Source organism: Enterococcus sp. 125944 (assembly GCF_051909435.1).
Lineage (GTDB): Bacteria > Bacillota > Bacilli > Lactobacillales > Enterococcaceae > Enterococcus_D > Enterococcus_D gallinarum.
On record NZ_JBQASY010000006.1, the window covers coordinates 45,546 to 72,054 of the forward strand.

The window sequence follows — 26,509 nt, forward strand, 5'->3', positions numbered from 1 at the left end:
TAGTCAAAAACAGCAACATAGGCTATACTTTGGCTATCATCATACGATATGTATGGCAAAGACCGATGGCCTTGACTGATCACTTGCAAAGCGGGAGTATCAAAAAGCAAGTGGGGCAAACCAGCAAACGTTTTGCTAGTGAATAGACGTTGGTCAATAGGAGGAATGAATGATGGGGAAAATTGATATTTCCAATCTGACACGAGATTATGGCAATGGCAAAGGAATTTTTGACCTGTCATTTTCTGTGGAAGCAGGAGCGTTTGGTTTTCTGGGTCCTAATGGCGCTGGGAAGACCACAACGATCCGTCATCTAATGGGGTTCATCAAACCTCAAAGCGGCAACTGTTTGATCAAAGGGATGAATTGCTGGCAGCAACGAGAACAAATCCAAAGAAATTTAGGCTACATTCCTGGCGAAATGACTTTTTTTGATGATATGACCGGAAGCGAATTTATTAAATTTATCGCAAAGTATCGGGGAAATACTGAAAATGGACGGGCCAAAGAATTACTTGATCGATTTGAGTTAGATCCGAACGGCAAGATCAAAAAAATGAGTAAAGGGATGAAACAAAAAATTGGCATTGTTGTGGCTTTCATGCACGACCCAGAGATCTTGATTTTGGATGAGCCTACTAGTGGCTTAGATCCTTTGATGCAGTCACGTTTTATTGATTTAATCACTGAAGAAAAAAAGCGCGGCAAAACCATCCTCATGTCTAGCCACATGTTTGAAGAAGTTGAGCGGACCTGTGATCGAATTGGCATCATTCGTGCCGGAAAATTAGTTGCGTTGGATTCCACCGACACATTAAGAGAAAAACATCTGCGTCGTTATACCGTCACTTTGCCAAATGAACAACTGGCGGCAGCCTTTGCAGCAGATTTCAATGGAGAAATCGATCCGGCACAACCTAGTCAAGTTCAAGTCAGTACGAGTCAAACATTGGAACAGATCTTTATGGATTATTATGGAGGTGAAGAGAAATGATCAATTTCACCCTTTACAAACGCGAGTTGCGCCGCAGCATCCTGACGCTTGTGATTTTTGGTGCCGTCATGACCCTCTACATCTCAATCATTGTCAGTATGTACAATCCAGAAATGATGCAGTCTCTTGAAGAAATGCGCAAGATGCTGCCAGAATTGATGTCGGCAGTCGGCATGAAAGCCGGCGCTAACTCATTATTGGGTTTCATGTCTTCTTACCTCTATGGTTTTATTTTGATCATTTTTCCAATGGTATTCTCGATTCTTCGAGGGAATGCATTGATTGCCAAATATGTGGACAGTAATGCGATGGTGGCCCTTCTGGCAGCACCCATCAAACGGAGAACGATTGTCATGACGCAGATGTCGGTTCTTTTAACGGGTATTTTCTTTTTGATCATCTATGGCACTGCATTAGAGATCCTTTGCGGATTACAATTTAAAGGAGAACTCGAGATTCCCAAACTGTTGCTGCTGAATGGTGGGTTGCTTTGTTTGCAGTTGTTTATCGCAGGAATCTCTTTCTTAGCTTCTTGTGTTTTTAATGATTCAAAATACAGTATTGCTGTCGGCGGTGGGATACCAGCATTAATGTACGTCTTACAGATGCTTGCCAACACCGGCGGAAATGCAGAAAAAGTAAAGTATTTTACTTTCTTTACATTGTTTGATCCAGATGCTTTGATCGCAGGAGATCGTAGTGGTCTCATCGGAATCTTTGTCCTATTGATTGGAGCGTGTATCCTGTTCGTGGCATCGGGCATGGTCTTTTGTAAGAAAGATCTTCATATTTAGTGAACAAGCAAAAAAAAATCACTCCAATCCTGTATTTGGAGTGATTGTTTGTTTTACCCTTGTGCAGCTTTGCCTGTATAAGAATAAAAATTAATTGTTTTTCTCCGCGACAAAAGCATCGACTTCCGCTAGATACAACTTCTTCTCTTCTTCTGGTAACCAAGCAATCTCAAAGGCATTTCTGACCAATTGAATGATTTGGTCCTCTGTTAGCTGATAATTTTTGCTCAATGCATAAAGGTCGTCAGAAATATAGCTTTGGAAATAAGCTGGGTCATCTGAATTGATCGTCACTTTGACGCCTTTTGCCAATAACTCGATGATTTCTTTTCCCTTCATATCATCCACGACGAAACTGTTGGAGACAGGGCAACACGTCAATCCGATTTGGTGCGTCCGCACATAATCGACTAACCGTTCATCTTCTACGATATTTGTTCCATGATCGATTCGTTCCACTTGGATTTCTTCAATGACTTGGCGAATGTGTTCGATCGAATCTTCCTGATCAATGTCGCAGTGCATCGTCAAGTGAAATCCAGCGGCTTTTGCTTTTTCAAAGACTTTTTTGAACTTCAGTGGTGGATTGCCTTTTTCATCCGAATCAAGCCCGATCCCCAAAATCTTATCTTTAAAAGGTAGTGCTTGTTCTAAGGTTTCTGCTGCTGATTCAGCAGAAAAATCCCGTAAGAAGCACATAATTAGGGCACTTCGTACACCAATTTGTTCACTTTCTTGTGTCGCTCGATAATAGCCGTTGATGACGGTTTCAAAAGAAATACCGCGAGAGGTATGGGCTTGCGGATCAAAAAAACTTCAGCATAAGTGACGTGATGTTCGGCAGCTTTCTTGAAGTAAGCCATTGCCAATTCATAAAAATCTTCTTCTGTTTGGAGGACATTCATCGCTGGATAATAAATGTTCAAAAAAGAAGGCAAGGAGTCGAACTGATAACTTGCTTCCACCTCTTCGATTGTTGATTGACCAATATCAATTTGATTTTTTTGTGCCAATCGTAATTTCAAATCAGGCTCCAATGTTCCTTCTAAATGCAGATGGAGTTCAGCTTTGGGAATTTCTTTGATAAATTCGTAGGTTACTTCTTTTGCCATAATTTTCGTCTTTCTCCTTTTAAAGTAAGTATTTTGCACCAAAAACCTTTTTTTATAACTTGAAAAGCGAACATCTTTTTGAATCAACATTCCTTTTATTCATTTTTAACATAAAATCCCCGTTTTCACAAGAGCAAAACTTTGCTGGAAGATACCTGAATAGTCCTTAAAAAGTTGTGCGAATATAGACGATTTTCTTCAGGAGTTTATTTTTTACAACCAAACATCAAAAAGTAATCGCTTGCATGATTTTTGATTTATGCTAAAATTAACTTGTTCGAACAAGTTTGGTTGTTATTCGCGATAATAATGATGAGAGAGGAGTGGATCATAACTATGAGAGGACAAAATCAGTCGTCCGGTGCCAATGCGTACGCACAAAAAAATATGCGATTTAACCGCTATCTGATTTTTCGCTATATGACAGCAATTTTTTTCTTTATCAATCTTTATTGGGCATTGCTTAGTCTGGCAAATTGGACAGTGATGGGTCTGGTACCGGTGTTCTTGCTTTTGGTCGATGGCGCCATCATCTTTGAGCAGACACAAAAATATTGGCAGACATCAAATCGATTGCACTTGACTAAAGTTGGTTATTGGATTCAAACAGGGGTCAACGCTACTGGTATCCTTTTTATCCTGTTAGGGTGGCAAGACGGATTTTTCCCATTTTTGAATCTTGCGGCCAGACCGATTTTACTGGTTAGTCTGACTCTGGGATTGATTTGTTGTTTATATATGGAACGAAAAGCATGGTTGATCGAAAAAGATCGGGATAGTTACTTGAACTATCTGCGGACATTTGAGAATAAAGGAGGAAAAATAGATGAACACAGAAAATAGTAAAATGTTTACCTTTCTGGATAAGTACTTAATGGGACCAATGGGGCGAATCTCGCAATTTCGAATCGTCCGTGGGGTGATGGCGGCCGGGATGGCTTCGATTCCGTTTACGATCGTTGGTTCAATGTTCCTGATTATTAGTGTCTTACCTCAAAGTTTCCCAGCTTTAGCATCGATTTGGGCGGCTTCTTTTGATAAGATCCAAAGTTTATATATGCTAGGAAATACTGCAACAATGGGGATCTTGGCCTTATATTTCTGTATTGTTTTTGGTTATGAATATACCAAGATCCAAGCGCAGGAAGAAAAAATTTCGTTAAGTCCTGTAAACGGGGCTTTGTTGTCAATGATGGCATTCTTCATGTGTTTACCTCAATTAGTATTTGAAGGCGGAGTAGCGACTCTTGTGACCCTTATTTCCGATGATCAAAAAATCATTGATGGTTGGGAAATGGCGGGTGGTGTGACACGTTTAGGAACGACTGGTATTTTTACTGCAATTATTATGGCTATTATTGCAGTGAAAATTTACGCGTTTTGTGTCAAGAGAAATATCTACATCAAAATGCCTGATACTGTACCAACTGGTGTTTCAAGTTCATTTACTGCATTGATTCCGACTGCGTTGATTGCTTTAGTCGTGATCGTGATCAACGGTGCTTTAGTAGCTTTAGGGACCGATATCTTCAAAGTCATTGCGATTCCCTTTAGTTTTGTTTCGCAATTGACGAGTACGTGGGTTGGGTTGTTAGTCATCTATTTCTTGATGCATGCATTGTGGATCGTCGGAATCCACGGAGCAACGATCGTGACCTCATTCTTGACGCCCATCGTTCTTTCCAACATGGTTGAAAACCAAAGCGGTGCAAATATTGCTTTTGCCGGTGAATTCAATAATAGTTTCGTGACCATTGGCGGTTCAGGAGCGACACTGGGCATGGTGATCTTCATCGCCTTCTTTGCTAAATCGGCACAACTAAGTGCATTAGGTAAAGCCGCGATCGTCCCATCATTCTTTAACATTAATGAACCAATTTTGTTTGGGATGCCAGTTGTTTATAACCCATATACGGCAATTCCTTTCTTTTTGGCACCAATGGCCTCTATGTCGGTGGCATATTTTGCAATCAATTTAGGGTTTGTCAATCCACCGATTGCCCAAGTCGCTTGGCCAACCCCAATTGGTCTTTCAGGGGTTATTGGTTCAGGTGGTGATTGGCGTGCCTTTGTACTGGCATTAATTTGCGCTTTGGTCGCCTTTCTAATTTGGTTCCCATTCATCAAAATGTATGATGGCAAACTTTTTGCACAAGAACAAGGAAAAGCTTGACCGAAAGTGCAAGTTTGAATGAACAGACCCCAGCTAAGGCATGTTTAGCTGGGTTTTCTTTTGTCATCATGAGATGAAAGAAAGATTTCCACTAAGGCAGTGGCTTTTGCGGTAAAATAGGAATAGTACAACATTTGGGGGAGAAGTGGAATGACAAAACAATGGACGATCGATTTATTAGCGGCAGATTTAATTGCCCGAATCGAAAAAAAGAGTTTAGCTGATCGCAACGGAAAGTTACCTAGTGAGAAGGAAATGATGGAACACTATCAGGTCTCTCGGTATTCCTTAAGGCAAGCACTAAGCAGATTGAGTAAACGCGGCTATATTTATCAAGTTCAAGGGAGAGGCTCCTATGTCCACGATCAATTGACGCAAGAGCAAAAAGCAGTCCAAAGTGATCTTGGGTTTACCGAAGATCTTGCTAGAGAAGGAAAACTGATTCAAACCGTTCAAGCAACGCAGCGTTTGGTCTCGTACGCTGAGATCGACTTTTCGCCAAGCCACCAGCGATTTTCTGATAATCAGCTTTTTATTGAAGTTGAACGATTTCGCACACTGGATGATCAGCCGTATTTGATTGAGAAATCCTATTATCTGGCAGATATCGTTGGTCAGATCCCAGAATCTGCTATGTACGGTTCCATGTTTGAATATTTTGCACAAGAAAAGGGAGTGACTGTCAGTTTCATCGATAAATTTATCCGCTCTGAATTACTGACTGCTAAACAAGCTGCTTTTTTTGGCATGAACGCGGGGAGCCCTAGTTTGGTTGTTCGAGACGACAGTTACTTGCGAGAAGGTGATTTGATGGCCTTCTCAAAAATCTTCTATGACTATCGAGAAACAACGTTGTTTATGCATAAGAAATTACAAGATTGATCCTTTAGAAGTAGCTCATAAAATGGTCTAAGCCACCAGAAATCATTCACGATTTCTGGTGGCTTATTTGTTTGAAAATTGTTTTAAAAAGGAGAAAGCGGTGAAAATCGCCTTTTTTAAGGAATTTTTTTCTGTTTTTTTTTTAAAGATTTAAAAAAAACAGAATACTGTTTAGAAAATAATTCTTATTTCACTTTTTTACAAAAGAAATATCAGAAGAAAAGATGGAAGCGTATTCTGAGAACATTAAAAATTTTCTAATTTTTGTTAATAAAAAGGAGTAAAATCAAAAAAATCTCTTTTTAATGATTTTTTTGCGAAAAGAGGAGCACAAGTAATAAATAATTAACGATGGCAATAAAAATAAAAGGTTTCTGTTATTTTATTTTCAATAAAATGTTTTTTTAATTATTCATGGTGTTAATAATTTGTTGTATAAAAATAAAAATGCTAGAATTTGCTTAAATAACTGAATATTTTAGTTATTTAATCACAAAAAAGCACGGAAATCGTTCTGGTATGTTGAAAAATGTAATTGAGATTTTTTCGAGTATTTGAATGGGTGTTTTTTTATTTTGCAAACGTTTTTTGTTTGTGATCTCTTTCTCCGGATATGTGATCATAGCGAACATCAAAAGACGAATGCCAAAGTTGGTTGGTCACTTTTGTTGGTTGTATTTATTTGAATAGGAGGAGTAAGAATGAAGGGCAATGACTATAAAAAAATAATGAATTCAAGGAGAAAAAGACGCGCAATAAACAAAAAATCGCTACTAGCGAATTTAACGGTCAGCGGGATGTTACTGACGAGTTCTGTGGTTGTTCCCACTACATTGTTGTGGGCACCAAAGACCGCAGAAGCATCATTGGTTTCTGCTGAGATTTTTAGTAATGTCCAAGCATCAAATGATTCTGGAACAAGTGCTGCAGCGCCATATTCAAATCCTGGAGATACCAACCCAGTCAACTTTACCATCAGCGGATCGAATGCGGTGACGCTTGACGTCTTAAACGGTGATAAAGTAGCAATCGTTGGTGTGCCAAAAGGGCTGACTGGCTTTGTACAACCAAATGGCAATGCCCGGGTATCAACAAATATCACTCTGCAACTTGAAAATATTGCCGCTATCCAAACACTGATTGGAACGCTTACGCCTGCTGTTGACACATTGGTAGGAACGGTGGATGCTCTTGTGAATCAGAACTTAGCGGATGCATTAGGGATTCCAGAAACGATTAATGGCTTTCCAAATTTATTGTATCAAGCAGCTTCCATCGTTGATATCAGTCAAGTAGTATCCGTCAATCTAGATGACATCTATGAACAATTGGATTTATTGAATCAGTTAGGACAATTTGGACAAGCCGATTTTGAAGTGCCTGCTGGATTGACAGATAATGAACGTGCCTTGATTGCCAATGTGGATGACGGCTTATTTATTGTGGTCAACCAACGCATCCAATCCATTTTGGAGAACTTGAAACAGGCGCAAATCCAAGTAAGCATCTTGGGCGGAGCAAGTAACATTCCTGGGATTGGCTCATTGATCGATGGCGTCAATACACTTGTCCAAGAAACAGTCAACACAGCTAAAGCCACTCTGAATGTTACCGTCGATGCTGCACAAGCTGTGTTGAATGGAACGACAGATCTTGCTGATCAAATCGCATCGGCATCTGTTTTAGGTCAAACGACAGTTGTGATGCCAACGACCGTGACGACACCAACGACTTCAGAGCTGATTGCAAATGGTGTGACGAATCCGTCGAATCCATACGAAGCTCGATTTGCAGGTACTTTTTCTCAATCTAATCTACTCACACTTGATTTATTTACAGATGAGGATGGCAATAATTCCATCTGGTTAGCAGCAGAACCTGCAGCAGAACAAACGGAAACACCAACCATCGATCCTGTTGCGGCTGGTGATACCACTATCAGCGGAACAGCAGAACCAGATTCAACAGTAACAGTGACTATCGGAAATGAACAGCCAGTTACAGCAGTGGCGGATGCCCAAGGCAACTGGACAGCTGAGGTACCAGAAGTCTCTCAAGGGGAAACAGTGACCGTTGTGGCAGAAGCAGATGGCAAAGATCCAAGCGAGCCAGTGACAGTGAACGTCGCAGGTTTGACCGTTGCAGCCCCTACAGCCTCCATTAGTGGCAATGAAACAGATGGCTATCCAGTCATTGGGAAAGCAACACCGAATGCAGCGATTGAGATCACGAACGCTCAAGGAGACGTTGTCGGCAGTGGAACGACTGACAGTGATGGCAACTATCGCATCGTAATTGCCCCCGATCGAGTCGCCCCAGAAGAAAACTTGAATGTCAAAGCAATCGTGACGGCTGGTGGTCAAGACTACAGTAGTCCAGAAACAGCAATTACTGTTCCAATCGATGATACAGCGGAACAAACAACAGCGCCGGCGATTGACCCAGTGACGGCTGGCGATACTACGATCAATGGCACAACGGAACCTGGAGCAGCAGTCTCAGTCACAGTCGGCGAAGAAGACCCAGTGACAGCAGTGGCAGATGACCAGGGAAATTGGACGGTTGAAGTGTCAGAAGTGACGGAAGGTGACACGGTCACTGTAGTAGCCACAGCTGACGGAAAAACACCAAGTTCGCCAGTCAGTGTGAGCGTTAGCGGTTTGACGGTTGAGGCACCGACGGCAACGATTAGCGGTAATGAGACAGATGGCTATCCAGTAATCGGACAAACGGTTGCTGATGCTGCCATCGAGATCACGAACGCTCAGGGAGTTGTTGTCGGCAGCGGAACCGCAGATGGGGAGGGCAACTATCGGATTGTGGTTGCGCCAGATCAAGTTGCCCCTGAAGAAAACTTGAATGTTACAGCAATTGTGACTGCCGGAGGGCAAGACTATCGTAGTGGAGCAACACCGGTTGTTGTGCCAGCCGATACTCAAGAAAACCAAACTGAAACGCCGTCGATCGATCCGGTGAATGCCGGGGATCAAACGATCAGCGGTACAGCTGAACCGAACGCCAATGTAGTGGTAACTGTGAGCGGAGAAGAGCCAGTGACGGTCGTTGCGAATGACCAAGGTGATTGGACTGCGAATGTACCGGAAGTTTCTGAAGGCGAAACAGTGACTGTGGTAGCTACTGTTGGTGACAAAGAGCCAAGTACACCTGTCAGTGTCATCGTCAGCGGAATAAGTGTTTCTGCACCAACTGCATCAATTACTGGTAACCAGAGAGATGGTTATCCTGTAGCTGGTCGAACAACTGCGAATGCAGACATTGAAATCACCAATGCCCAAGGAGAAGTCGTAGGTAGTGGTACTGCCGACGGTGATGGCAATTACCGGATCGTGATTGCTCCAGATCAAGTGACACCTGAAGAAAACTTGAATGTGGCAGCAATCGTGACTGCTGGAGGTCAAGAGTATCGGAGTGCCAATACACCAGTGACGGTTCCAGCAGCCAGTCAAACAGAAATCCCAACCATTGATACGATAGCAGCAGGAGATACAGCAATCAACGGTACAGCAGAACCAGGGGCAAGCGTCACAGTGGCTGTGGATGGAGAAGAGCCAGTAACAGTCGTTGCGAATGACCAAGGTGATTGGACTGCGAATGTACCGGAAGTTTCTGAAGGTGAAACAGTGACTGTAGTAGCTGCTGCTGACGGAAAAGAACCAAGTATACCTGTGAGCGTCACGGTCAATGGATTGACCGTCAATGCACCAACAGCCTCTATTAGCGGCAACACGTTGGACGGTTATCCGGTTACGGGTAAATCTGTGGCTGACGCTGCGATCGAGATTACCAATGCGCAAGGAGAAATCGTAGGTAGTGGCACTGCTGATGGGAATGGCAACTATCGCATCGTGATTGCACCGGATCGTGTGTCACCAGAAGAGGATCTGAATGTGGCAGCAGTCGTGACTGCCGGAGGCAAAGACTACCGCAGCGGCAATACACCAATCATTGTTCCAGCAACGGTTCTTACAGAAACACCGACTGTCGATCCAGTTAAAGCAGGAGATACAGTGGTCAGCGGGACAGCAGAACCTGGAGCAACAGTCACGGTCAATGTGAGTGGCGAAGGGCCAGTGACTGTCAATGCCAATGAAGAAGGCAATTGGACAGCAAACGTACCGGAATTGTCAGAGGGAGATACAGTGACCGTCGTAGCTACAGCTGACGACAAAGACCCAAGCGCACCAGTGACAGTAAGTGTTAGTGGTTTGACGGTCGCAACACCGACTGCAGCAATTAGTGGGAACGAAACCGATGGGTACCCAGTAGTTGGTAAAGCAGTAGCTAATGCAGCGATCGAAATCACCAACGCCCAAGGAGATGTCGTGGGTAGCGGCACTGCAGATGACGATGGCAATTACCGTATTGAGATCGCGCCAGATCAAGTCACACCAGAAGAGAACTTGAATGTCACAGCAGTCGTCTCTGCTGGCGGGAAAGATTACCGTAGCGGAGCAACCACAGTAGTTGTGCCAGCCGATAATCGTGAAAATCAAACAGCAACACCAACGATTGATCCTGTTAGTGCTGGTGATACGACAGTCAGCGGAACGGCAGAACCGGGTTCAACAGTAACTATTACAGTCACCGGAGAAAACCCAATCACTGTCGAAGCAGATGATCAAGGCAATTGGACGACGGATGTGCCAGAGGTTTCCGAAGGTGATACTGTAACCGTTGTGGCAGAAACGGATGGGAAAGATCCAAGCGCACCGATCAGTGTCACTGTTGGAGGAATCACTGTTGCTTCACCAACCGCGTCAATTAGCGGCAATGAGATCGATGGTTACCCAGTGACTGGTAAAGCAGCAGCGAATACAACCATTGAAATCACCAATGCGCAAGGAGATGTGGTAGCTACTGGCACCACTGATGGTGATGGCAATTACCGGATCGTAATCGCTCCAGATCAAGTAGCTCCAGAAGAAAGTTTGAATGTGACGGCAGTCGTAACCGCTGGCGGGAAAGACTATCGCAGTGGAGCAACACCAATTACCGTGCCTTTAGCAAACCAAACGACCACGCCAACGATTGATCCCGTCACAGCCGGTGATGAGACAATCAGCGGAACGGCAGAACCAGGTTCAACCGTCACCATCACCAATGGCGACAAAGATCCCGTCGTCGTTGAAGCAGATGATCAAGGCAATTGGACTGCTGATATACCTGAAGTTTCCGAAGGGGATACCATAACTGTCGTGGCAGAAACCGATGGGAAAGACCCAAGTGCACCAATCACAGTTACGGTGGATGGACTGACGGTTACCACACCAACCGCATCAATCAGCGGCAACGAGATTGACGGTTATCCAGTTGTTGGTAAAGCAGCACCTGATGCCACAGTTGAAATTACTAACGCGCAAGGGGATGTGGTAGGGACTGGCACTACTGATGGCGACGGCAATTACCGAATCGTGATCGCTCCAGATCAAGTAGCTCCAGAAGAAAACTTGAACGTCGCAGCGATCGTAACAGCTGGTGGGAAAGACTACCGCAGCGCCAACACGCCGATCACTGTACCAGAAGACAACCAAACAGGAACCCCAACGATTGATCCCGTCACAGCCGGAGACGATACAATTAGCGGAACAGCAGAACCAGGTTCCACTGTCACCATCACCAATGGCGACAAAGATCCAGTCGTCGTTGAAGCAGATGAGGAAGGTAACTGGACCGCTGAAGTACCAGAAGTTTCGGAAGGCGACACTATAACTGTCGTGGCAGAAACCGACGGCAAGGATCCAAGTGCCCCAATCACAGTAACAGTGGATGGCTTGACAGTTGATGCACCAACCGCATCAATCAGCGGCAATCAGACCGATGGCTATCCCGTTGTTGGGGAAACAGTGGCTAATGCAGTGATTGAAATCACCAATGCTCAAGGCGAAGTTGTGGGTACCGGCACAGCCGATGAAGAAGGCAATTACCGAATCGTGATTGCGCCAGATCAAGTGGACCCAGAAGAAAACTTGAACGTCGCAGCGATTGTGACCGCTGGTGGCAAAGACTACCGCAGTGGTAATACACCAATCACAGTACCTATGGAAAAAACGGCTACGCCACTCATTGATCCAGCGATTGCCGGGGACGAAACAGTCAGCGGAACCGCAGAGCCAGGTTCTTCAGTCATTCTGACCATCAATGAAGCAGCACCAGTGATGGCGCGAATTCTGGGTGGGTTGAACACCACCCGTGCCTTTGCCGCACCACTTGAATTAAGAGCGGATGAAGCTGGCAATTGGCGTATCAATGTAGCCGAGCTATCGGAAGGAGATGTGTTGACGGCTACTGCACAAACTGATGGGAAATATGTCAGTGATCCGATGAGTATCGTCGTTAGTCCCGTGACGGTTGCCGCACCTACTGCAACAATCAGCGGCAATGAATCATCTGGGTATCCGGTTACGGGGAAAGCTGATCCAAATGTAACCATTGAAATCTCTAATGCTCAAGGAGAAGTGGTGGGCACTGGTACGACAGACAGTGAAGGCAATTACCGGATCGTAGTAGCAGCCAATCGCGTCGAACCAAAAGATAATTTATATGTTGTTGCGAGTGTCGTTGCTGGTGGCAAAGAATACCGCAGTGCAGCTGCTACAGTCACAGTCCCGGTTGCTGGAGTTGACGACGGTAACACTGGCGGTGGCAATACTGGCGGTGGCAATACTGGCGGTGGTAACACTGGTGGTGGTAACACTGGTGGCGGTAGTACCGGAGGTGGTAACACTGGTGGCGGCAATACCGGAGGAAATAATATCGGTAATGGCAATAACGGTGGAATCAATATCATCGGCAATGGGAACATCAGCGGTGGCAACAACATCAATAGTAATAATAGTGGAGGCAAATACTTGCCGCAAACTGGCAGTGAAAGTACTTGGTTTGCATCAATGATCGGTGCTGCACTGGTTGCGATCGGTAGTCTTGGTTTCTTCAAATCAAGAAAGAAAAAAAATCAGTAACTGCTGAAACTGGACCAAAGCAAATAATTGCTGATCCATAAGAGAAAGCTCTTGCGATGTGTCCATGTCGCAGGAGCCTTTTTTAGAAATGTTCCTGAATCTATATAGCCTTTCTGCTGCGTTACCACCAATTCTACTAATGGTTTGAAGAGTTACGAAGACTGAGAGCGAAAAGAATAGAGATGTTAGTAGAAAATATGCAGATTTAAACAGGAATTTTTTCTTTTTTGACTATCCATGCTACACTAAATTTTGTAGTAAATGGAAAAAGCTTTCAATCGTTTGGTTACGCAGGTTGCGTGATTGGAAGGCAAAAGGATGGTGTAGAGGTTGATAGGTGACAAAGGCAAGGAAGCACGTGTCCATCACGTTTTTGAGCGTGTTGCGGAGAACTATGACCAGATGAATACCGTGATTTCTTTTCAACAACATAAACGCTGGCGAAAAGATACGATGAAACGGATGCAAGTCCAAGCAGGTAATGATATCCTTGATGTCTGCTGCGGAACAGGAGATTGGACATTGGCACTGGCAGAAGCAACAGGATCTACTGGGAACGTGATCGGCATTGATTTTAGTGAGAATATGTTGGCTGTGGCAAAGAAAAAAGCAGCGGAGCAAAAGACAAAGATCGAATGGATGCAAGGAAATGCAATGGCACTTCCTTTTGCAGACAATACGTTTGATGTTGTGACGATCGGGTTTGGTCTGAGAAATGTTCCTGATCTTGTAACCGTTCTAAAAGAAATGCAGCGGGTCGTAAAACCTGGCGGAAAAGTGGTTTGTCTGGAAACATCACAGCCCACTTTAATTGGTTGGCGGCAGCTGTATTATGCGTATTTCCGATTCATTATGCCGCTGTTAGGAAAACTGTTTGCTAAAAGTTACCAAGAATATTCTTGGTTGCAAGAATCAGCTAGAGATTTTCCTGGCAAAGAAGAGTTGTCTCACTACTTTCAATCAGCAGGACTGACTAATATAGTTGTCAAAAGCTATAGTGGAGGTACTGTAGCCATGCATCTCGGATATAAACCAACCAACTGAATCCAATAAAAAGCATGTGTTGACATAGAAGCTGTTAAAGGGATGTTGCTGAGAAAATCAGCTCATTTTCGAAAACAAAGACCAGTGCTTCAGATCAAAATAAAAACCAACGTCAGTTCACACTGGACGTTGGTTTTTTTGCTGTCTATTTCACTGTGTTCATTTTGCGGGTGCTTATTGTTTTCCGGTATTTTTTAAAACGATATTGGTGTAGAGCCATACCGTTAAAAGATAATAAACGGCATAAAGGGCAACAAAGATCGCAAATGGTAACCAGATCTGATCATAGGGATCACTCAATAGCATTTTAAACATTTGCAGTCCGAATAGTACGTGAACGATTCCTAATAATCCTGGGACTAAGAAAAGCACGCCGATCTCTTTGCGGATCGATTTTTTCAGAAGCCCATTGCGAGCACCGATTTTTCTAAGCATGGTGTAGCGCATAATATCACTGTTAGCCCCTGAAAGGATTTTGAACATCAAGCAACTAGCTAACATTGTTAGAAAGGCAATTCCTAAGAAGAAGCCCATGAATTCAAATCCTGAGAAAATGCCGTTGAATGTGTCATAAGCATCCGCTCGTTGCATAAGATTACTTTCTCCTGCTAAGGATGGATTGTTTTTTTGATCCAGCTTAGCAAGTGCTGTTAATTTTGGCAGGACAGCTTCAAAGTCTTTGACTTGAATGACTTGTAAGATCGTTTCGGGTGCGTTCACTTGTTCAAAGGCATTGGCAGAAAGCAGCTTGACTTCTTTCCCTCGCTGTTCGGGCAATTCAAAGCTGCGCAGCTGGTCCTGTTCTGCAAGATCAGTTGCGATCGCTTGGCCATTTAGTGAGCGGTAACCATCTCTCTGACTAAGATCTCCCTGTTCTGTAACGATCAAAGGATCTTTGTCAAATTCTTCTTGAATGTAATAAATGGCTGTGTCATCCTCTTTTTGGCGATAGCTGACATTCAATGTTGGGTGTAAATCCGCAATTTTTTGTTGGTCGACAGTTTGGGCATTATTCAGAACCAAGTCATAAGAGGTCATCGCTTTGGCCATTTTAGGGATTTCATTTCTGAAACCAAGGCCAACGGTTAATGCGCCCAGTGCTAGTGCGAACAGCATGGATACTAACGAAAGCATCTGCGTATAGTCACGGATACGGAAGTTTAACTGAGACAAAGTGAAATTATTCAATTTTTTCAGTGCGATGGCATCTGATTTCTTTAATAATGTCAAAATCAATACGATCACAGAGCGGAAAACTAGATAGGTTCCCAAAACGATCGTGACTAGGGCAATCGCAATACCCATAATTTGAAATTTCATTAGATCGCTCATAACATAATAACCGATTCCAAGAAAGATGATCCCCAAAAGAGTTTGAACCAATAAGAATGGGAATTTTTGCTTGATTTGTGCAGGTGTACTAGTTTCTCTCAACAAATCCAAGATGGCTTTTTTGGCAATGGCTGAAGCATTGACGATTGCTGCGATCAGGAAGAGAATGGCAAAAAAGACCAGTGTGATCACAAGTGCTTTTACATTGAATGGCGAAAAATGAGTAATCTTTATATTTAACTGTTGTACTAAAAGATCATTGACAATTTTCGTCAATCCGATACCTGCTAAAGCACCAGTAATGGTTGCAATAATCCCTACAAAAAATGTTTCGATGAAGATCATTTGGGCGATTTTTCGTCCTTTTGCTCCTAACATCATAAACATGGCATAATCCTTCTGCCGCATCGACATTAGGAAAGAATTGGCATAGAGAATGTAGGCAAATGTGATGATTCCTAGTAAGACCGTTCCAAAGTGAAAGATAATGACAACGACACCAACCGTTGAATTGTTTTTCAAGAATTCTTCATTACTAGCCATTGATTGAAACATATAAAAGATGGCAGAAGCCATAACCAGACCAGAAAACAAGACGATGTAGTCTTTTAAGCGGCCTTTGATACCAGTAAGTGATAATTTCCAAAGCATACCATTATCCTCCTACTGTTCCAGATTTCCTAAGATGACTAAGATCTGACGATAAAAGTCTTCTTGGGTTTGATTATTTCGTTTGATTTCTTGATGGATCTTACCATCTTTGATAAATAAGATTCGCTTGCAATAACTTGCCGAAAGCGGATCATGTGTTACGAGTAAGATCGATACTTGGTCATTTTTGTTTAAATCATCCATCATGTCTAATAAATCCTTGGCACTTTTTGAATCCAAGGCACCCGTTGGCTCATCCCCAAACAAGATCGTTGGTTCGGTGATTAATGCTCGCGCAGCGGCTACCCGTTGCTTTTGACCACCAGAGATCTCGGAAGGATATTTATCCAAAATTTGGCTGATGGATAAGCGATTCGCGACTTGTTGAATGAGCTGTTTGATCTTTTTCGGCCGTACGCCTTGTAAAGAGAGAGGCACAGCAATGTTTTCAGAAGCCGTGAGATTTTCTAGTAGATTGAAATCTTGGAAGATAAAGCCGATTTCTCTACTGCGAAAATCTGCCAATGCATCACCGCGTAATTTTGTGATATCTTTTTCGTTGATGCGGATGTTTCCGGAAGATGGATGGTCCAATGTGGATAAAATATTCAACAACGTTGATTTACCAGAACCGGAAGCACCCATAATACCAATAAACTCGCCTTTATCAATCGCAAAGCTGATCCCTTTTAGGGCTTCGGTTTTTTTCTCATTATTTTTGCCGTAAACTTTCGTTAATTCGTTTGCTTCAATAATTTTTGCCATTTGTTTATCACCGTTCACTTTCTAATTGTTTCAACGCTTTTTCAGGAATAGCATTCTTTTGCACTTCTTCATAGGAAGTCACGCCCTTGTTTTGATTCCAGGTAATTTTTAAGTAAGCGTCTTTTTTCAAAGGACGATCTTTCATCCCTAAGAATTCCAGATTTTTCTTCTTTGCGTCTTTGTCGTAACCAGGTAGTTCATATTTATATTCGATCACTTGATTGCCTCGATCGTCTTCGGTTTCGATCTTTTCGCCATCGGTCGTGATCTGAACATAGTAACTTTGGCCGCCCATGATGACTTTCTCAGCAATTTGTAACCCGGCAAACAAAACGATTATTAGGATACCCAGGCCGATCCAAAATTTCTTCATCTATTCTCACTTCCTTTAATTTGTAAAGTCTAAAGAGAATTATAGCGGGCGTAAAAACAATTGTAGTGTGAAAAACCTATCAATAAACTTTCATTTTTGTCATGAAAGCAATTTCATGATGTCCTTCTTTGTATTGGGAACTGTTAATCAAAGATTCACCTTTTCAACGCATTCCGTGTATCAAGAGACCGTTGTAAACGAAAGACCATGGCATCTCCTTCATCAAAGAGATCCCATGGTCTTTAATATTTTTTTCGAAACAATGTAATGATCAAACGATCCTTCTCGTAACTGATTGTTGCTTCATCGATCAACAATCCTAATAAATAAAAGTCTTTTTCTTCATGAATCGACTGGTGCCCGCCTAAAAGTTCAATATAATAACTTTCTAGCGCAATGTCTCGTGGGGTATTCAACATTTCCGCAAATACGGCTAAATCACTGGGCTCTTCTGGACAGGTCCCAGCAATAATGGCTCGAAATCCTGTTTTTTCGAAAGACATCTCAGTAGTGATATGAGGGCAGTCGTGGGAAAGAAAGTAGGTGACCACTTCATCCACGATCCGCCGTGCTTGTTCCTTTTCTATCATTGGTTCATCCGCCTTTTGATTTGGTTGATCTCATCTAACAAAGGTACCATAGCTGCCGCCACAAAGCCACTGGAAAAACCATTATTATAAAGATTCAACCCGCCATGTAAGTAGGTAATATTGCTTACTAACGCCGCATGGGCAATACCGGCAAAGATTCCTGCAATTGGTCCATAGTAGCCGCTGATTGGTGCTAAACTTGTTCCAAAAATCGCAGTCAACAGCAATTGAAAGGTCGAAGTCTCAGTGGTAAAACCTAAACGTGTGGCAAGAACGACCCCAATCAAAATCGGCAGACTATTTTTCCAGTGATTTCCGAAAGCACTAAAGCCAACCACTGTCAGAACAGCACCAAGTAATGGACCTGATAGCTGGCCCCCAAGCAAGTAGATGAATACAAGCAGCAGCATCCCCATGATCGCCATGTTCATCAGTGTGACCCCTAATGCAAAAATCGTGACGAAGTCTGTCACCAGTTTACCGGAAACATCGAATAGATGAGCCAATCCTTGGAAAGAACGGTGATTCAATAAATAACCGGTTAAAAAGAGCAACCCGCATAAGCCGCACAAAAAGAAGAGTAAAAAGGAACTGTACTCAGTCGTCAAATACGTTTGTTCGGTAATGTCACGTCCAAATAGACGCGTGAAACTTGTAAAGAACATGGTCACGATTCCGGTGGCAAAGCCAATGTTATACAAAGAGAAGCCTTGATGAAAGTGTAAGAATTGTGCGGCCAGGGGCGGCAATAAAATGCCTAAGATAATTCCAATAGTATAGCCTAATAGAACGCCGGTCATTAATGGGAAACCCATCCCAAAAGCCAAATAACTGATGACAGGTGAAGCTGCACTCCCGAATAGACCAACAAGCGAGTACTGTCCAAAGGGCTTTTTTTGAATCCGTGCATAAAGATAAACGCCTAACGGGATCGGAATCGAATTGAATAAATTTTTCCCGAAAAAAGAAAATCCGGAAATGGTGAAAAAGGCAGCAATCATTGGTCCGGTGATACTGTTTCCTTTTGTTTTGGTGGTTAGGATACTTACCAAGGTCAACACGCCGCTATTTAAAAAGGCACTGCCTAAGTTGCCGATGGCAAAGTAATCCGAAACGAGATTACTAGGAGAAGTCAAAATCCGTAGTGAACCGAACCATAGATCACTTATCGGTGTACTCAGGACACCAATAGCAATCAAAAGGATGCTGTAAGCAATCAATAATCGTTGTGTCAACAATTGCGAAATCGGTGCAAAAGACTTATTCGTTGTTTGATAAAAGATTTTTTTATTTGCCATAAATCCTCCTTTTTTTTTTATGTTAGCATAGATCGACTGGATTCGGGATACTTTCAGTCATTCAAAAAAGTTTTTTTGTTGTTTTTTGAGATTGGTTAGTGAATACGCTAAAAAGCGCTGTACATTTTTTATTTCTGAGAAAAGATAGGATAGACCTGGCACGGATTTGCATAAAGATGAGCTGCTCAATTTCGAAAGCTTATAGTGTTATTGAATGATTGGCAGAGCTAATTATGACTGAAAAAAAGCGCATCTTTCAATCAAATATTTCAGTGATCGATGAAAATAATGACATATAAAAAATGAGGAAACTTGCTATAATCAACACTAATCTCTCTTTATTTTTTAATTTATGCGCATCTAGAGAGCAAACTTATTGGTCGACGGGGAAAGTCGCCTTCTTTCACAGGTTAACTGTTTTAGCAGTGTATGAATAAATAGAGATTAGTCTGAGAGAAGGAAAAACGAATAAGTGGACGATTATCGGGTAAGATTAAGGAGGAAGCTATGAAAAAATATCGGTTTGGCTTAATTACACTTATGTCAGTCTTTGTTCTGGGCGCCTGTAGCCAAGGAAATAACAAAACGGACTCGACAGGGGCACAGGGAACAGAGGATACAACAGCAAACAATGTAGAAAATATGCCACTAGAGGTCAAAAATGATGGTGATCCTATCGAAGGAGAAACCCTGGATGTGGCAGTTGTGATGGATACACAGTTTCAGGGCTTATTTCAATGGGAATTCTATCAAGATACCTATGATCGTCACTTTATGTCTCCAAGTCATGAATACTTATTTTTAAATGACGATGACTTTAAGATTGTGGACGGTGGCCCTGCGGATTTAGAATTGGATCAAGAAAACAAAATTGCCACCATTACACTAAGAGACAACTTGAAATGGTCGGATGGAGAAGAAGTAACTGCAGAAGATGTGATCTTTGCTTACGAAGTGATCGGCCACGCAGATTACACAGGGATTCGTTATGACAATGATTTCACGAACGTGATCGGTATGGAAGAATATCATGCTGGTGAATCAGACACAATTTCTGGAATTACTGCTGTCAATGATAAAGTTGTTCAAATCGAATACAAAGAAGTTCACCCGGGTATGATGCAATCAGGCGGAGGCGTCTGGATGTCTGCATTAGCAAAGCATACCTTTGAAGGAATTGAAATCAAAGACATGGAATCAAGCGATCCGGTTAGGAAAAATCCTATTGGTTTTGGGCCGTATGTGATGAGCAATATCGTGGCCGGAGAAACAGTAGAATATGTTCCCAACGAATATTATTATGGGGAAAAACCAACTTTAGATAAGATCGTTCTTCGAGGTGTACCGTCTGCTTCCATCAATGAGGCACTGAATGCCAAGCAATATGATATAGCACTGTCGATGCCAACTGATACTTTTGATGCTTACAAAAATACTGATGGGTACCAAATGCTTGGTCGTTTACAGCAGTCTTACACTTATCTTGGCTTTAAACTGGGAACATGGGATGCTGAAAACAAAACGGTTGCTTATGATCCTAATTCTAAAATGGCGAACAAAGCATTGCGTCAAGCAATGGGTTATGCAGTAGACAACGATGCAATCGGTGAACGTTTCTATCATGGATTGCGCACCAACGCAACCACATTGATCCCGCCAGTTTTCGGTTCTTTGCATAACGAAGAAATCAAAGGGTATACGTTAGATTTAGATAAAGCCAATCAGCTACTCGATGATGCTGGCTATATCGATACCGATGGCGATGGGTTCCGTGAAGATCCAGACGGTAATAAACTAACGATCAATTTTGCTTCTATGTCTGGCGGAGAAACTGCTCAACCATTAGCCGATTACTATGTACAACAGTGGAACGAGATCGGTTTGGATGTTCAGTTTTCGACTGGACGCTTGATTGATTTCCAAGCATTTTATGACAAATTGGAAAATGATGATCCAGACATTGATGTTTTCATGGGTGCTTGGAACACCGGATCTGACCCTTCGCCAACAGGATTGTGGGGACCAAATTCGCCGTTCAATTATACGCGCTATCAGTCAGATAAAAATACCGAGTTGCTAGCTGCCATCGACTCGAATGCTTCGTTTGACGAGGACAAACGGAAAGAAGCTTTTGATGCATGGCAAGAATATGCCTTTGAAGAAGCATTTGCGATTCCAACATTGTTCCGAAGTGAGATCCTGCCGATCTCTGACCGCGTGACGAATTTTTCATGGGCTTACGATGTCGATCATAATCCATGGGCTGCGATTGGTGTGACGGATAGTTCTCGGTAAAGTAGAGATAGAATAAATAGAAGGAAGTAAAAAGCAAAAAAGTAAAAAGGATTTCGCTATAAATGAATACCCGGAGGACTAAGTAGCCGTGTTCTGGCAATGCCAGAGCATCGTGGCGCAGACTGTACGTTTGCGCTACTGCTACTAAGTCTTTCGGGTATGTTTGTTCATTATTCTGTTTAACGCTGAGAGAAGGTTTTCAATGGTTGAATGACAGGAAAGATCCTATCGATCTAGCTGATGTGATTTGAGCGAAGTCAGCTTAGGGCATGAGCGTAATGAATATTTTTAAATTCTTTTGGGGTTGTCCCAGTGATTTTCTTGAAACTTTGAATAAAGTGGCTTTGACTGGAGAAAGCCAATAATGTGCTGATTTTTTCATAAGAATGATCCGTAAATAAGAGTAAGTGTTTGGCTTCAGCAATTTTCTTTTCTTGGATATAGTTATGGATTGTTTTGTCCATTTCTTTTTTGAATTGACTGCAAAGATGGGTCTTATGCTTTTGAGTAATATCCGCTAAGTCATCGATGGTGATTTTTTCATAGAGGTGGCCATCGATATAGTTGACGATCGTTTTGACCAGCAACGATTTTTGGGCGAAAGGATAGCTGTGCAACAGCTCCATAAAACGATAGGTCGCTTCTTTGATATACCGCAGGCATTCATCCGCCGTGTGAATGTAGATCAATCCTTGGATCAATGAATCCGATAATCCGAATGCTTGATTGACTGGGACGCCTTCATCGATACTCATGCGGGTGACTACAGCCACAAAAGCAGAAAATTTTAATTTCAAGCCTTCCAATTCAAAAGGGGACAAAGAGACACTATAAGTTTCCTTCATCTTTTTGAAGACCCAAGCAACTTTTTCTGGTTCATTCCGCTTGATATAATCAAGATAGCGCAACTCAAAATGATAAGAGTCAAAAGTTGATTCATGGACACGCCGGTCGTACAGATTGGCTTCTAAATTGAAGTCTGTCTGGATCGATCGATTACCTGGCTCTGTTTGGTAATGCCAGCGCAATTGTTCTTGAGTTAAAGGCTGATTCGCAAACAAGGTATGCATTAATTGAATGTATTCTTCAAATGAATATTTGTCTTCTTTAGAGTAGTGAATATTGTAATGGTATTCGTGTCCTAGAAAAACACAGGAGTTTTCTGGTGTCCCGATCACGCCGCAAGGACCAACCATTAAGTAAAAACGTTGGCCTTCCAATTGAAATTGAAAACAACCTAGCATATATTTTCCAAAATGATAAAGCGTTACGGATTGTTCATCAGTTGCTTCTAAATAGTGGCTGATGGGCTTTTTTGTCTGCCATGAACTTTCTGGATGCAACCAAGTACCATTTTCATCTAATAAGATCATAGGAATAAGATATTTCCGGTATAAAAGATCCATCGCAAGTTTAATGCTTTCTATATTCATGTGTTGACCACCTTATCTATTCGTTCTGCATAATAGTTCTACCTAGTAGTTCTATCTCTACTCAAAGTATAATCAAAATTTTTTAGCATGCAACGAATATTTTGCTATGAACGCTATTTTTTTAGTATAAAATCTGTTGACTTCTTTTTATAATACATTATGTTAAAACGCTTACAGAAAGGAAACATAATGGACACAAGAGAATTAAGAAAGTTATTTATGCAATTATCACCTGAAGAAAAAGTTGCCCAGACGGTCCAGCTTAACGGAAGTTTGGTCGTGGAAAACGATGTAATGAATACAGGTCCGATGCAAGATTTGGGTTTACCAGAAGAGTTGAACTTTTACGAGGTTGGTTCGATTTATAATGTAAATGATTTTGCAAAATTAAAACGATTGCAAGAAGAAACACTGAAGAACAGTAAGCATAAAATCCCCTTACTATTCATGTCAGATGTGATCTATGGATTTCGGACGATCTTTCCGATTCCTTTAGCACAAGCTGGATCATATGATTTTGATTTGATTCAACAAGCCGCTGAAATGACAGCGAAAGAGAGTTATCTGAATGGATTGCACGTGATTTTCTCACCAATGTTGGACTTATCTCGGGATCCACGATGGGGTCGAGTGATGGAATCGCCAGGAGAAGATGTGTATACCGCGAAACAATTTGCTAAGAGTGTTGTGACTGGCTACCAAGGAGATTGTAGCAAGGGTGTCCCTGAGAATCATGTCGCAGCTTGTATCAAACATTTTGCAGCTTACGGTGCTCCAGAAGGTGGTCGAGAATACAACACTGTCGATATGTCCAACCAGCGTCTATTCAATGAATACTTGCAGCCGTATCAAGCGGCGATCAAAGCGCAAACGATGTTAGTCATGACGGCTTTCAATGTGTTGAACGGCGAACCGTCAACTGGCAGTAAGTGGTTAAATCGAGAAATTTTGCGGGAACGTTTTGAGTTTGATGGTGTTCTTGTCTCAGATCACGCGGCAATCAAAGAACTAGTTCCACACGGCTATGCTGCGGATGACAGAGAAGCAGCCAAAAAAGGATTGGAAGCAGGCGTCGATTTTGATATGATGACTTCGGTCTACGCCACACATCTACCGGAATTAATTAAAGAGCCTGCCTTCGCAGAATTATTGGATGAAGCAGTTTGGCGTATTTTGGAATTAAAAAATAAATTGGGACTTTTTGAAGATCCTTACCGAGGCTTGCAGAGTGAGCAAACTGGTGAAATCTTAACAGAAGAAGCCAAAACTTTAGCAGTCAAGCTCGTTGAAAAAAGCAGCGTACTGCTGAAAAACAATGGTAGTCTTCCTTTACAAAAAGACCAAAAAATCGCTGTGATCGGACCTTATGGAGAAAGCCGATTGACTTTAGGCTTCTGGGCATCCGTCAGTGGAAAACCACAAGATGCTGTTCCGTTAAAAGAAGGATTATTGAAGAACTTATCCACCGAGCAAGTTCAATTTGCTCGTGGCTATAATTTGTTTGACTCTTATGACGGGTTTGGTCCCCTCAAAGCTGGGATTGAGATGCTGAATGGTCCGATCGAGCCAGCTGATCAATTGTTGACAGAAGCCGTGACAGCCGCAGAAGCAGCCGATGTGATCGTCTTGACGTTTGGCGAACAGTTTTTAGAAAGCGGGGAAGGCGCTTCTCGAGCGAATCTGCACCTGCCGGAAAAACAAGTTCGCTTGATCAAAGCGCTGAAGGAAACGGGCAAACCAATCGTTGGTGTACTATACACAGGGCGCCCGCTGGTCTTGACAAATGTGGAACCACTATTCGATAGTTTGTTACTCGTTTGGTATCCCGGAATCATGGGGGGCATCGGTATCGCAAATCTATTGACAGGAAAAGCGAATCCCTCTGCACGGTTGACAATGACTTTCCCAAGAAGTGAGGGCCAGATCCCTATTTATGGGGCCCAGCTTCCGACAGGACGTCCCTTTAAAGCGGCTAATCCAACAGATCGCTTTATCTCTAAATATCGGGATGAGTCAAATGACCCATTGTTTGCGTTTGGTGAAGGTCTTAGCTATAGCTCGTTCCAAGGAAAATGGCTGGGCAGTGAGGTCAATGAGCAAACGATCAACTTACAATGTCACATCAAGAATGATTCTGATCGCACGGCTGACACAGTTGTTCACGTTTATTTGAATCAACGACCAGCAACGATCGTACGTCCCATAAAACAATTGGTGGCTAGTGAATTTGTTTCGTTGGGACCACTGGAAGAACGTTCCTTAAATATCGAACTATCGCTGACAGATCTTGTCTTTTATGATAATAAAGGACAAAAACATTTTACTAAAGGAAACTATCAGCTCGTTTTAGCGATTGATGGAAAAGAAGAGTCACTAACTGTGACAGTATAAGAGAAGGAGTGTAAAAAACATGGAAAAATTAGAAGCAATTTTAAGTAGCAAATTATTGCCAATGTCTCAAAAGCTACAACGAAATAAAGTGTTAGCTGCATTGATGGAAGGATTTATTCGTACCAGTCCGATTACGTTGGGGATCGCCTTCATTACGATCGTCGGGAACTTCCCAATTCCTGGTTGGACAGACTACTTAACGAAAATCGGTATTTTTCAACATGTCGAAGCCATCACTAATGGTGCTACTGGCGTCTTTGCATTGTATGTTGTCTATAGCTTAGCGTATTCATATGCCAAACAGTTAGGTTCAAATGAACGGAACTCAGCAATTATTTCATTAGCCAGCTTTATCATGCTGATGCCTCAAACGATCGCTACAACTGTGATGCAAGATGGTCAAGCCGTAGAACAAACGATTGGCGCATTGAAATTGGACTTCTTAGGAGGCCAAGGACTCTTTATTGGTATGTTGACGGCATTATTGGTTACTCGTTTCTATGCCTTTCTTTCTAAGAAAAACATCATGATCAAATTGCCAGACAGTGTACCGCCAATGGTGACACAATCTTTGGCTCCAGTCTTTGTCGTTACGATCATCTTTGTTCTCGTCTTTATCATTCGCGTATTATTTGGCTTAACGGCGTCTGGATCAATCTTCCAATTCTTTATTGATGTGGTGAATGCGCCGTTGAATTCATTGGTCGCTAGTCCACTGTCCATCATCATTATTATGGAAGTTTTGGCGGTGCTTTGGTTCTTCGGTATCCACAATGCTGTGTTACAAGGACCTCTTGGGGCAATCAGTATGACAATGGTCGTTTCAAATATTGCGGCATACCAACAAGGACAAGAACTTCCTTATCTCGTTCCATCAGTTATCTACATGGGCATGTATGCGGCTGGGTTCATGGGCTTTGTCACATTCTTCATGATACGCAGCAAATCAGCAAAAATGAAACAATTAGGTAAATTATCCTTTATCCCATCGATTTTCAATATTACGGAACCAATCATGTTTGGAATGCCGATTATTTTGAATCCGATATTCTTTATTCCACAAGTATTTACTCAACTGATCGCTGGTTTTGTGACATGGGGACTAACTACAACGATTTTGCCGATCAATTTGAATCCAACAATGAGCTTATTGCCATGGACGACACCAACATTTATTAAAATGCCATTCTCAGGTGGCGTCAACTACACGATCTTGATGGTGATCTGTATGTTGATTGGTATCATTATGTGGTATCCTTTCTTGAAAATTGCGGACAAGAAAGAATACGAATTAGAACTTGAATCAGAAAAGATGAAAGCACAAGAAATAGAAGCAGAAATGACTGTAGAAGAAATTCAAGCATAATCAAGTTTGTTCAAGCGTAATATAAGGAAGTGGGAA

16 protein-coding genes and 1 pseudogene are annotated in these 26,509 nt (G+C 42.3%); 10 read left to right on the plus strand and 7 right to left on the minus strand.

What is annotated here, in order from left to right; all coding sequences use genetic code 11:
• The first annotated feature begins 169 nt into the window (after positions 1-169).
• Positions 170-994: an ABC transporter ATP-binding protein gene (locus ACTFWY_RS07120; RefSeq protein ID WP_439948479.1), complete on the plus strand. Its 825-nt coding sequence runs from the start codon at positions 170-172 to the stop codon at positions 992-994.
• Positions 991-1,788, plus strand: coding sequence for an ABC transporter permease subunit (locus tag ACTFWY_RS07125; RefSeq protein ID WP_003126093.1), 798 nt, complete (start codon positions 991-993; stop codon positions 1,786-1,788). The genes ACTFWY_RS07120 and ACTFWY_RS07125 overlap by 4 nt, the downstream gene beginning before the upstream one ends.
• Positions 1,789-1,878: 90 nt before the next feature.
• Here the strand turns inward: ACTFWY_RS07125 and add are convergent.
• Positions 1,879-2,900: pseudogene (gene add / locus ACTFWY_RS07130) on the minus strand (adenosine deaminase).
• A gap of 336 nt (positions 2,901-3,236) precedes the next feature.
• Here add and ACTFWY_RS07135 point away from each other — a divergent pair.
• From ACTFWY_RS07135 to ACTFWY_RS07155, 5 genes are all read left to right on the plus strand, one after another.
• Positions 3,237-3,743 carry a hypothetical protein gene (locus ACTFWY_RS07135; RefSeq protein WP_156247902.1) on the plus strand — a complete coding sequence of 169 codons (507 nt, stop codon included), beginning with the start codon at positions 3,237-3,239 and terminating at the stop codon, positions 3,741-3,743.
• On the plus strand, positions 3,727-5,073 hold the full coding sequence (gene celB, locus ACTFWY_RS07140; RefSeq protein ID WP_439926712.1) for a PTS cellobiose transporter subunit IIC: 1,347 nt from the start codon (positions 3,727-3,729) through the stop codon (positions 5,071-5,073). Before ACTFWY_RS07135 ends, celB begins: the two co-directional genes overlap by 17 nt.
• Before the next feature lie 150 nt (positions 5,074-5,223).
• On the plus strand, positions 5,224-5,955 hold the full coding sequence (locus ACTFWY_RS07145) for a GntR family transcriptional regulator (protein WP_439926714.1): 732 nt from the start codon (positions 5,224-5,226) through the stop codon (positions 5,953-5,955).
• A gap of 701 nt (positions 5,956-6,656) precedes the next feature.
• The gene (locus tag ACTFWY_RS07150; RefSeq protein WP_439926715.1) at positions 6,657-12,935 is read left to right on the plus strand and encodes an Ig-like domain-containing protein; all 6,279 of its coding nucleotides are present in this window, start codon (positions 6,657-6,659) and stop codon (positions 12,933-12,935) included.
• 330 nt (positions 12,936-13,265) lie between these two features.
• Complete coding sequence (locus ACTFWY_RS07155; RefSeq protein ID WP_081131681.1) at positions 13,266-13,979, plus strand: demethylmenaquinone methyltransferase; 714 nt, start codon at positions 13,266-13,268, stop codon at positions 13,977-13,979.
• A 174-nt stretch (positions 13,980-14,153) separates the two neighbouring features.
• Here the strand turns inward: ACTFWY_RS07155 and ACTFWY_RS07160 are convergent, their stop codons facing one another.
• From ACTFWY_RS07160 to ACTFWY_RS07180, 5 genes are all read right to left on the minus strand, one after another.
• Positions 14,154-15,962, minus strand: a complete 1,809-nt coding sequence (locus tag ACTFWY_RS07160) for an ABC transporter permease (RefSeq protein WP_308052723.1) — start codon at positions 15,960-15,962, stop codon at positions 14,154-14,156.
• 12 nt (positions 15,963-15,974) lie between these two features.
• A complete protein-coding gene (locus ACTFWY_RS07165) occupies positions 15,975-16,727 on the minus strand; it encodes an ABC transporter ATP-binding protein (protein WP_003126103.1) in 753 nt (250 codons plus the stop codon).
• A gap of 7 nt (positions 16,728-16,734) precedes the next feature.
• Positions 16,735-17,100, minus strand: coding sequence for a YxeA family protein (locus tag ACTFWY_RS07170; protein ID WP_003126104.1), 366 nt, complete (start codon positions 17,098-17,100; stop codon positions 16,735-16,737).
• Positions 17,101-17,342: 242 nt separating this feature from the next.
• Positions 17,343-17,690, minus strand: a complete 348-nt coding sequence (locus tag ACTFWY_RS07175) for a hypothetical protein (RefSeq protein WP_005471043.1) — start codon at positions 17,688-17,690, stop codon at positions 17,343-17,345.
• Positions 17,687-18,988 (minus strand): DUF1576 domain-containing protein, encoded by a 1,302-nt coding sequence (locus tag ACTFWY_RS07180; protein ID WP_156247897.1) that lies wholly within the window; start codon positions 18,986-18,988, stop codon positions 17,687-17,689. Before ACTFWY_RS07180 ends, ACTFWY_RS07175 begins: the two co-directional genes overlap by 4 nt.
• Positions 18,989-19,495: 507 nt before the next feature.
• Here ACTFWY_RS07180 and ACTFWY_RS07185 point away from each other — a divergent pair.
• On the plus strand, positions 19,496-21,283 hold the full coding sequence (locus ACTFWY_RS07185; RefSeq protein WP_081131676.1) for an oligopeptide ABC transporter substrate-binding protein: 1,788 nt from the start codon (positions 19,496-19,498) through the stop codon (positions 21,281-21,283).
• Positions 21,284-21,540: 257 nt separating this feature from the next.
• Here ACTFWY_RS07185 and ACTFWY_RS07190 read toward each other — a convergent pair whose 3' ends face one another.
• The gene (locus ACTFWY_RS07190) at positions 21,541-22,716 is read right to left on the minus strand and encodes an AraC family transcriptional regulator (RefSeq protein ID WP_081131675.1); all 1,176 of its coding nucleotides are present in this window, start codon (positions 22,714-22,716) and stop codon (positions 21,541-21,543) included.
• Positions 22,717-22,905: 189 nt separating this feature from the next.
• Between ACTFWY_RS07190 and ACTFWY_RS07195 the strand changes: the two genes are divergently transcribed.
• A complete protein-coding gene (locus tag ACTFWY_RS07195) occupies positions 22,906-25,107 on the plus strand; it encodes a glycoside hydrolase family 3 N-terminal domain-containing protein (protein ID WP_311828255.1) in 2,202 nt (733 codons plus the stop codon).
• A 19-nt stretch (positions 25,108-25,126) separates the two neighbouring features.
• On the plus strand, positions 25,127-26,473 hold the full coding sequence (locus ACTFWY_RS07200; RefSeq protein ID WP_311828236.1) for a PTS sugar transporter subunit IIC: 1,347 nt from the start codon (positions 25,127-25,129) through the stop codon (positions 26,471-26,473).
• The last annotated feature ends 36 nt before the right edge of the window (positions 26,474-26,509 follow it).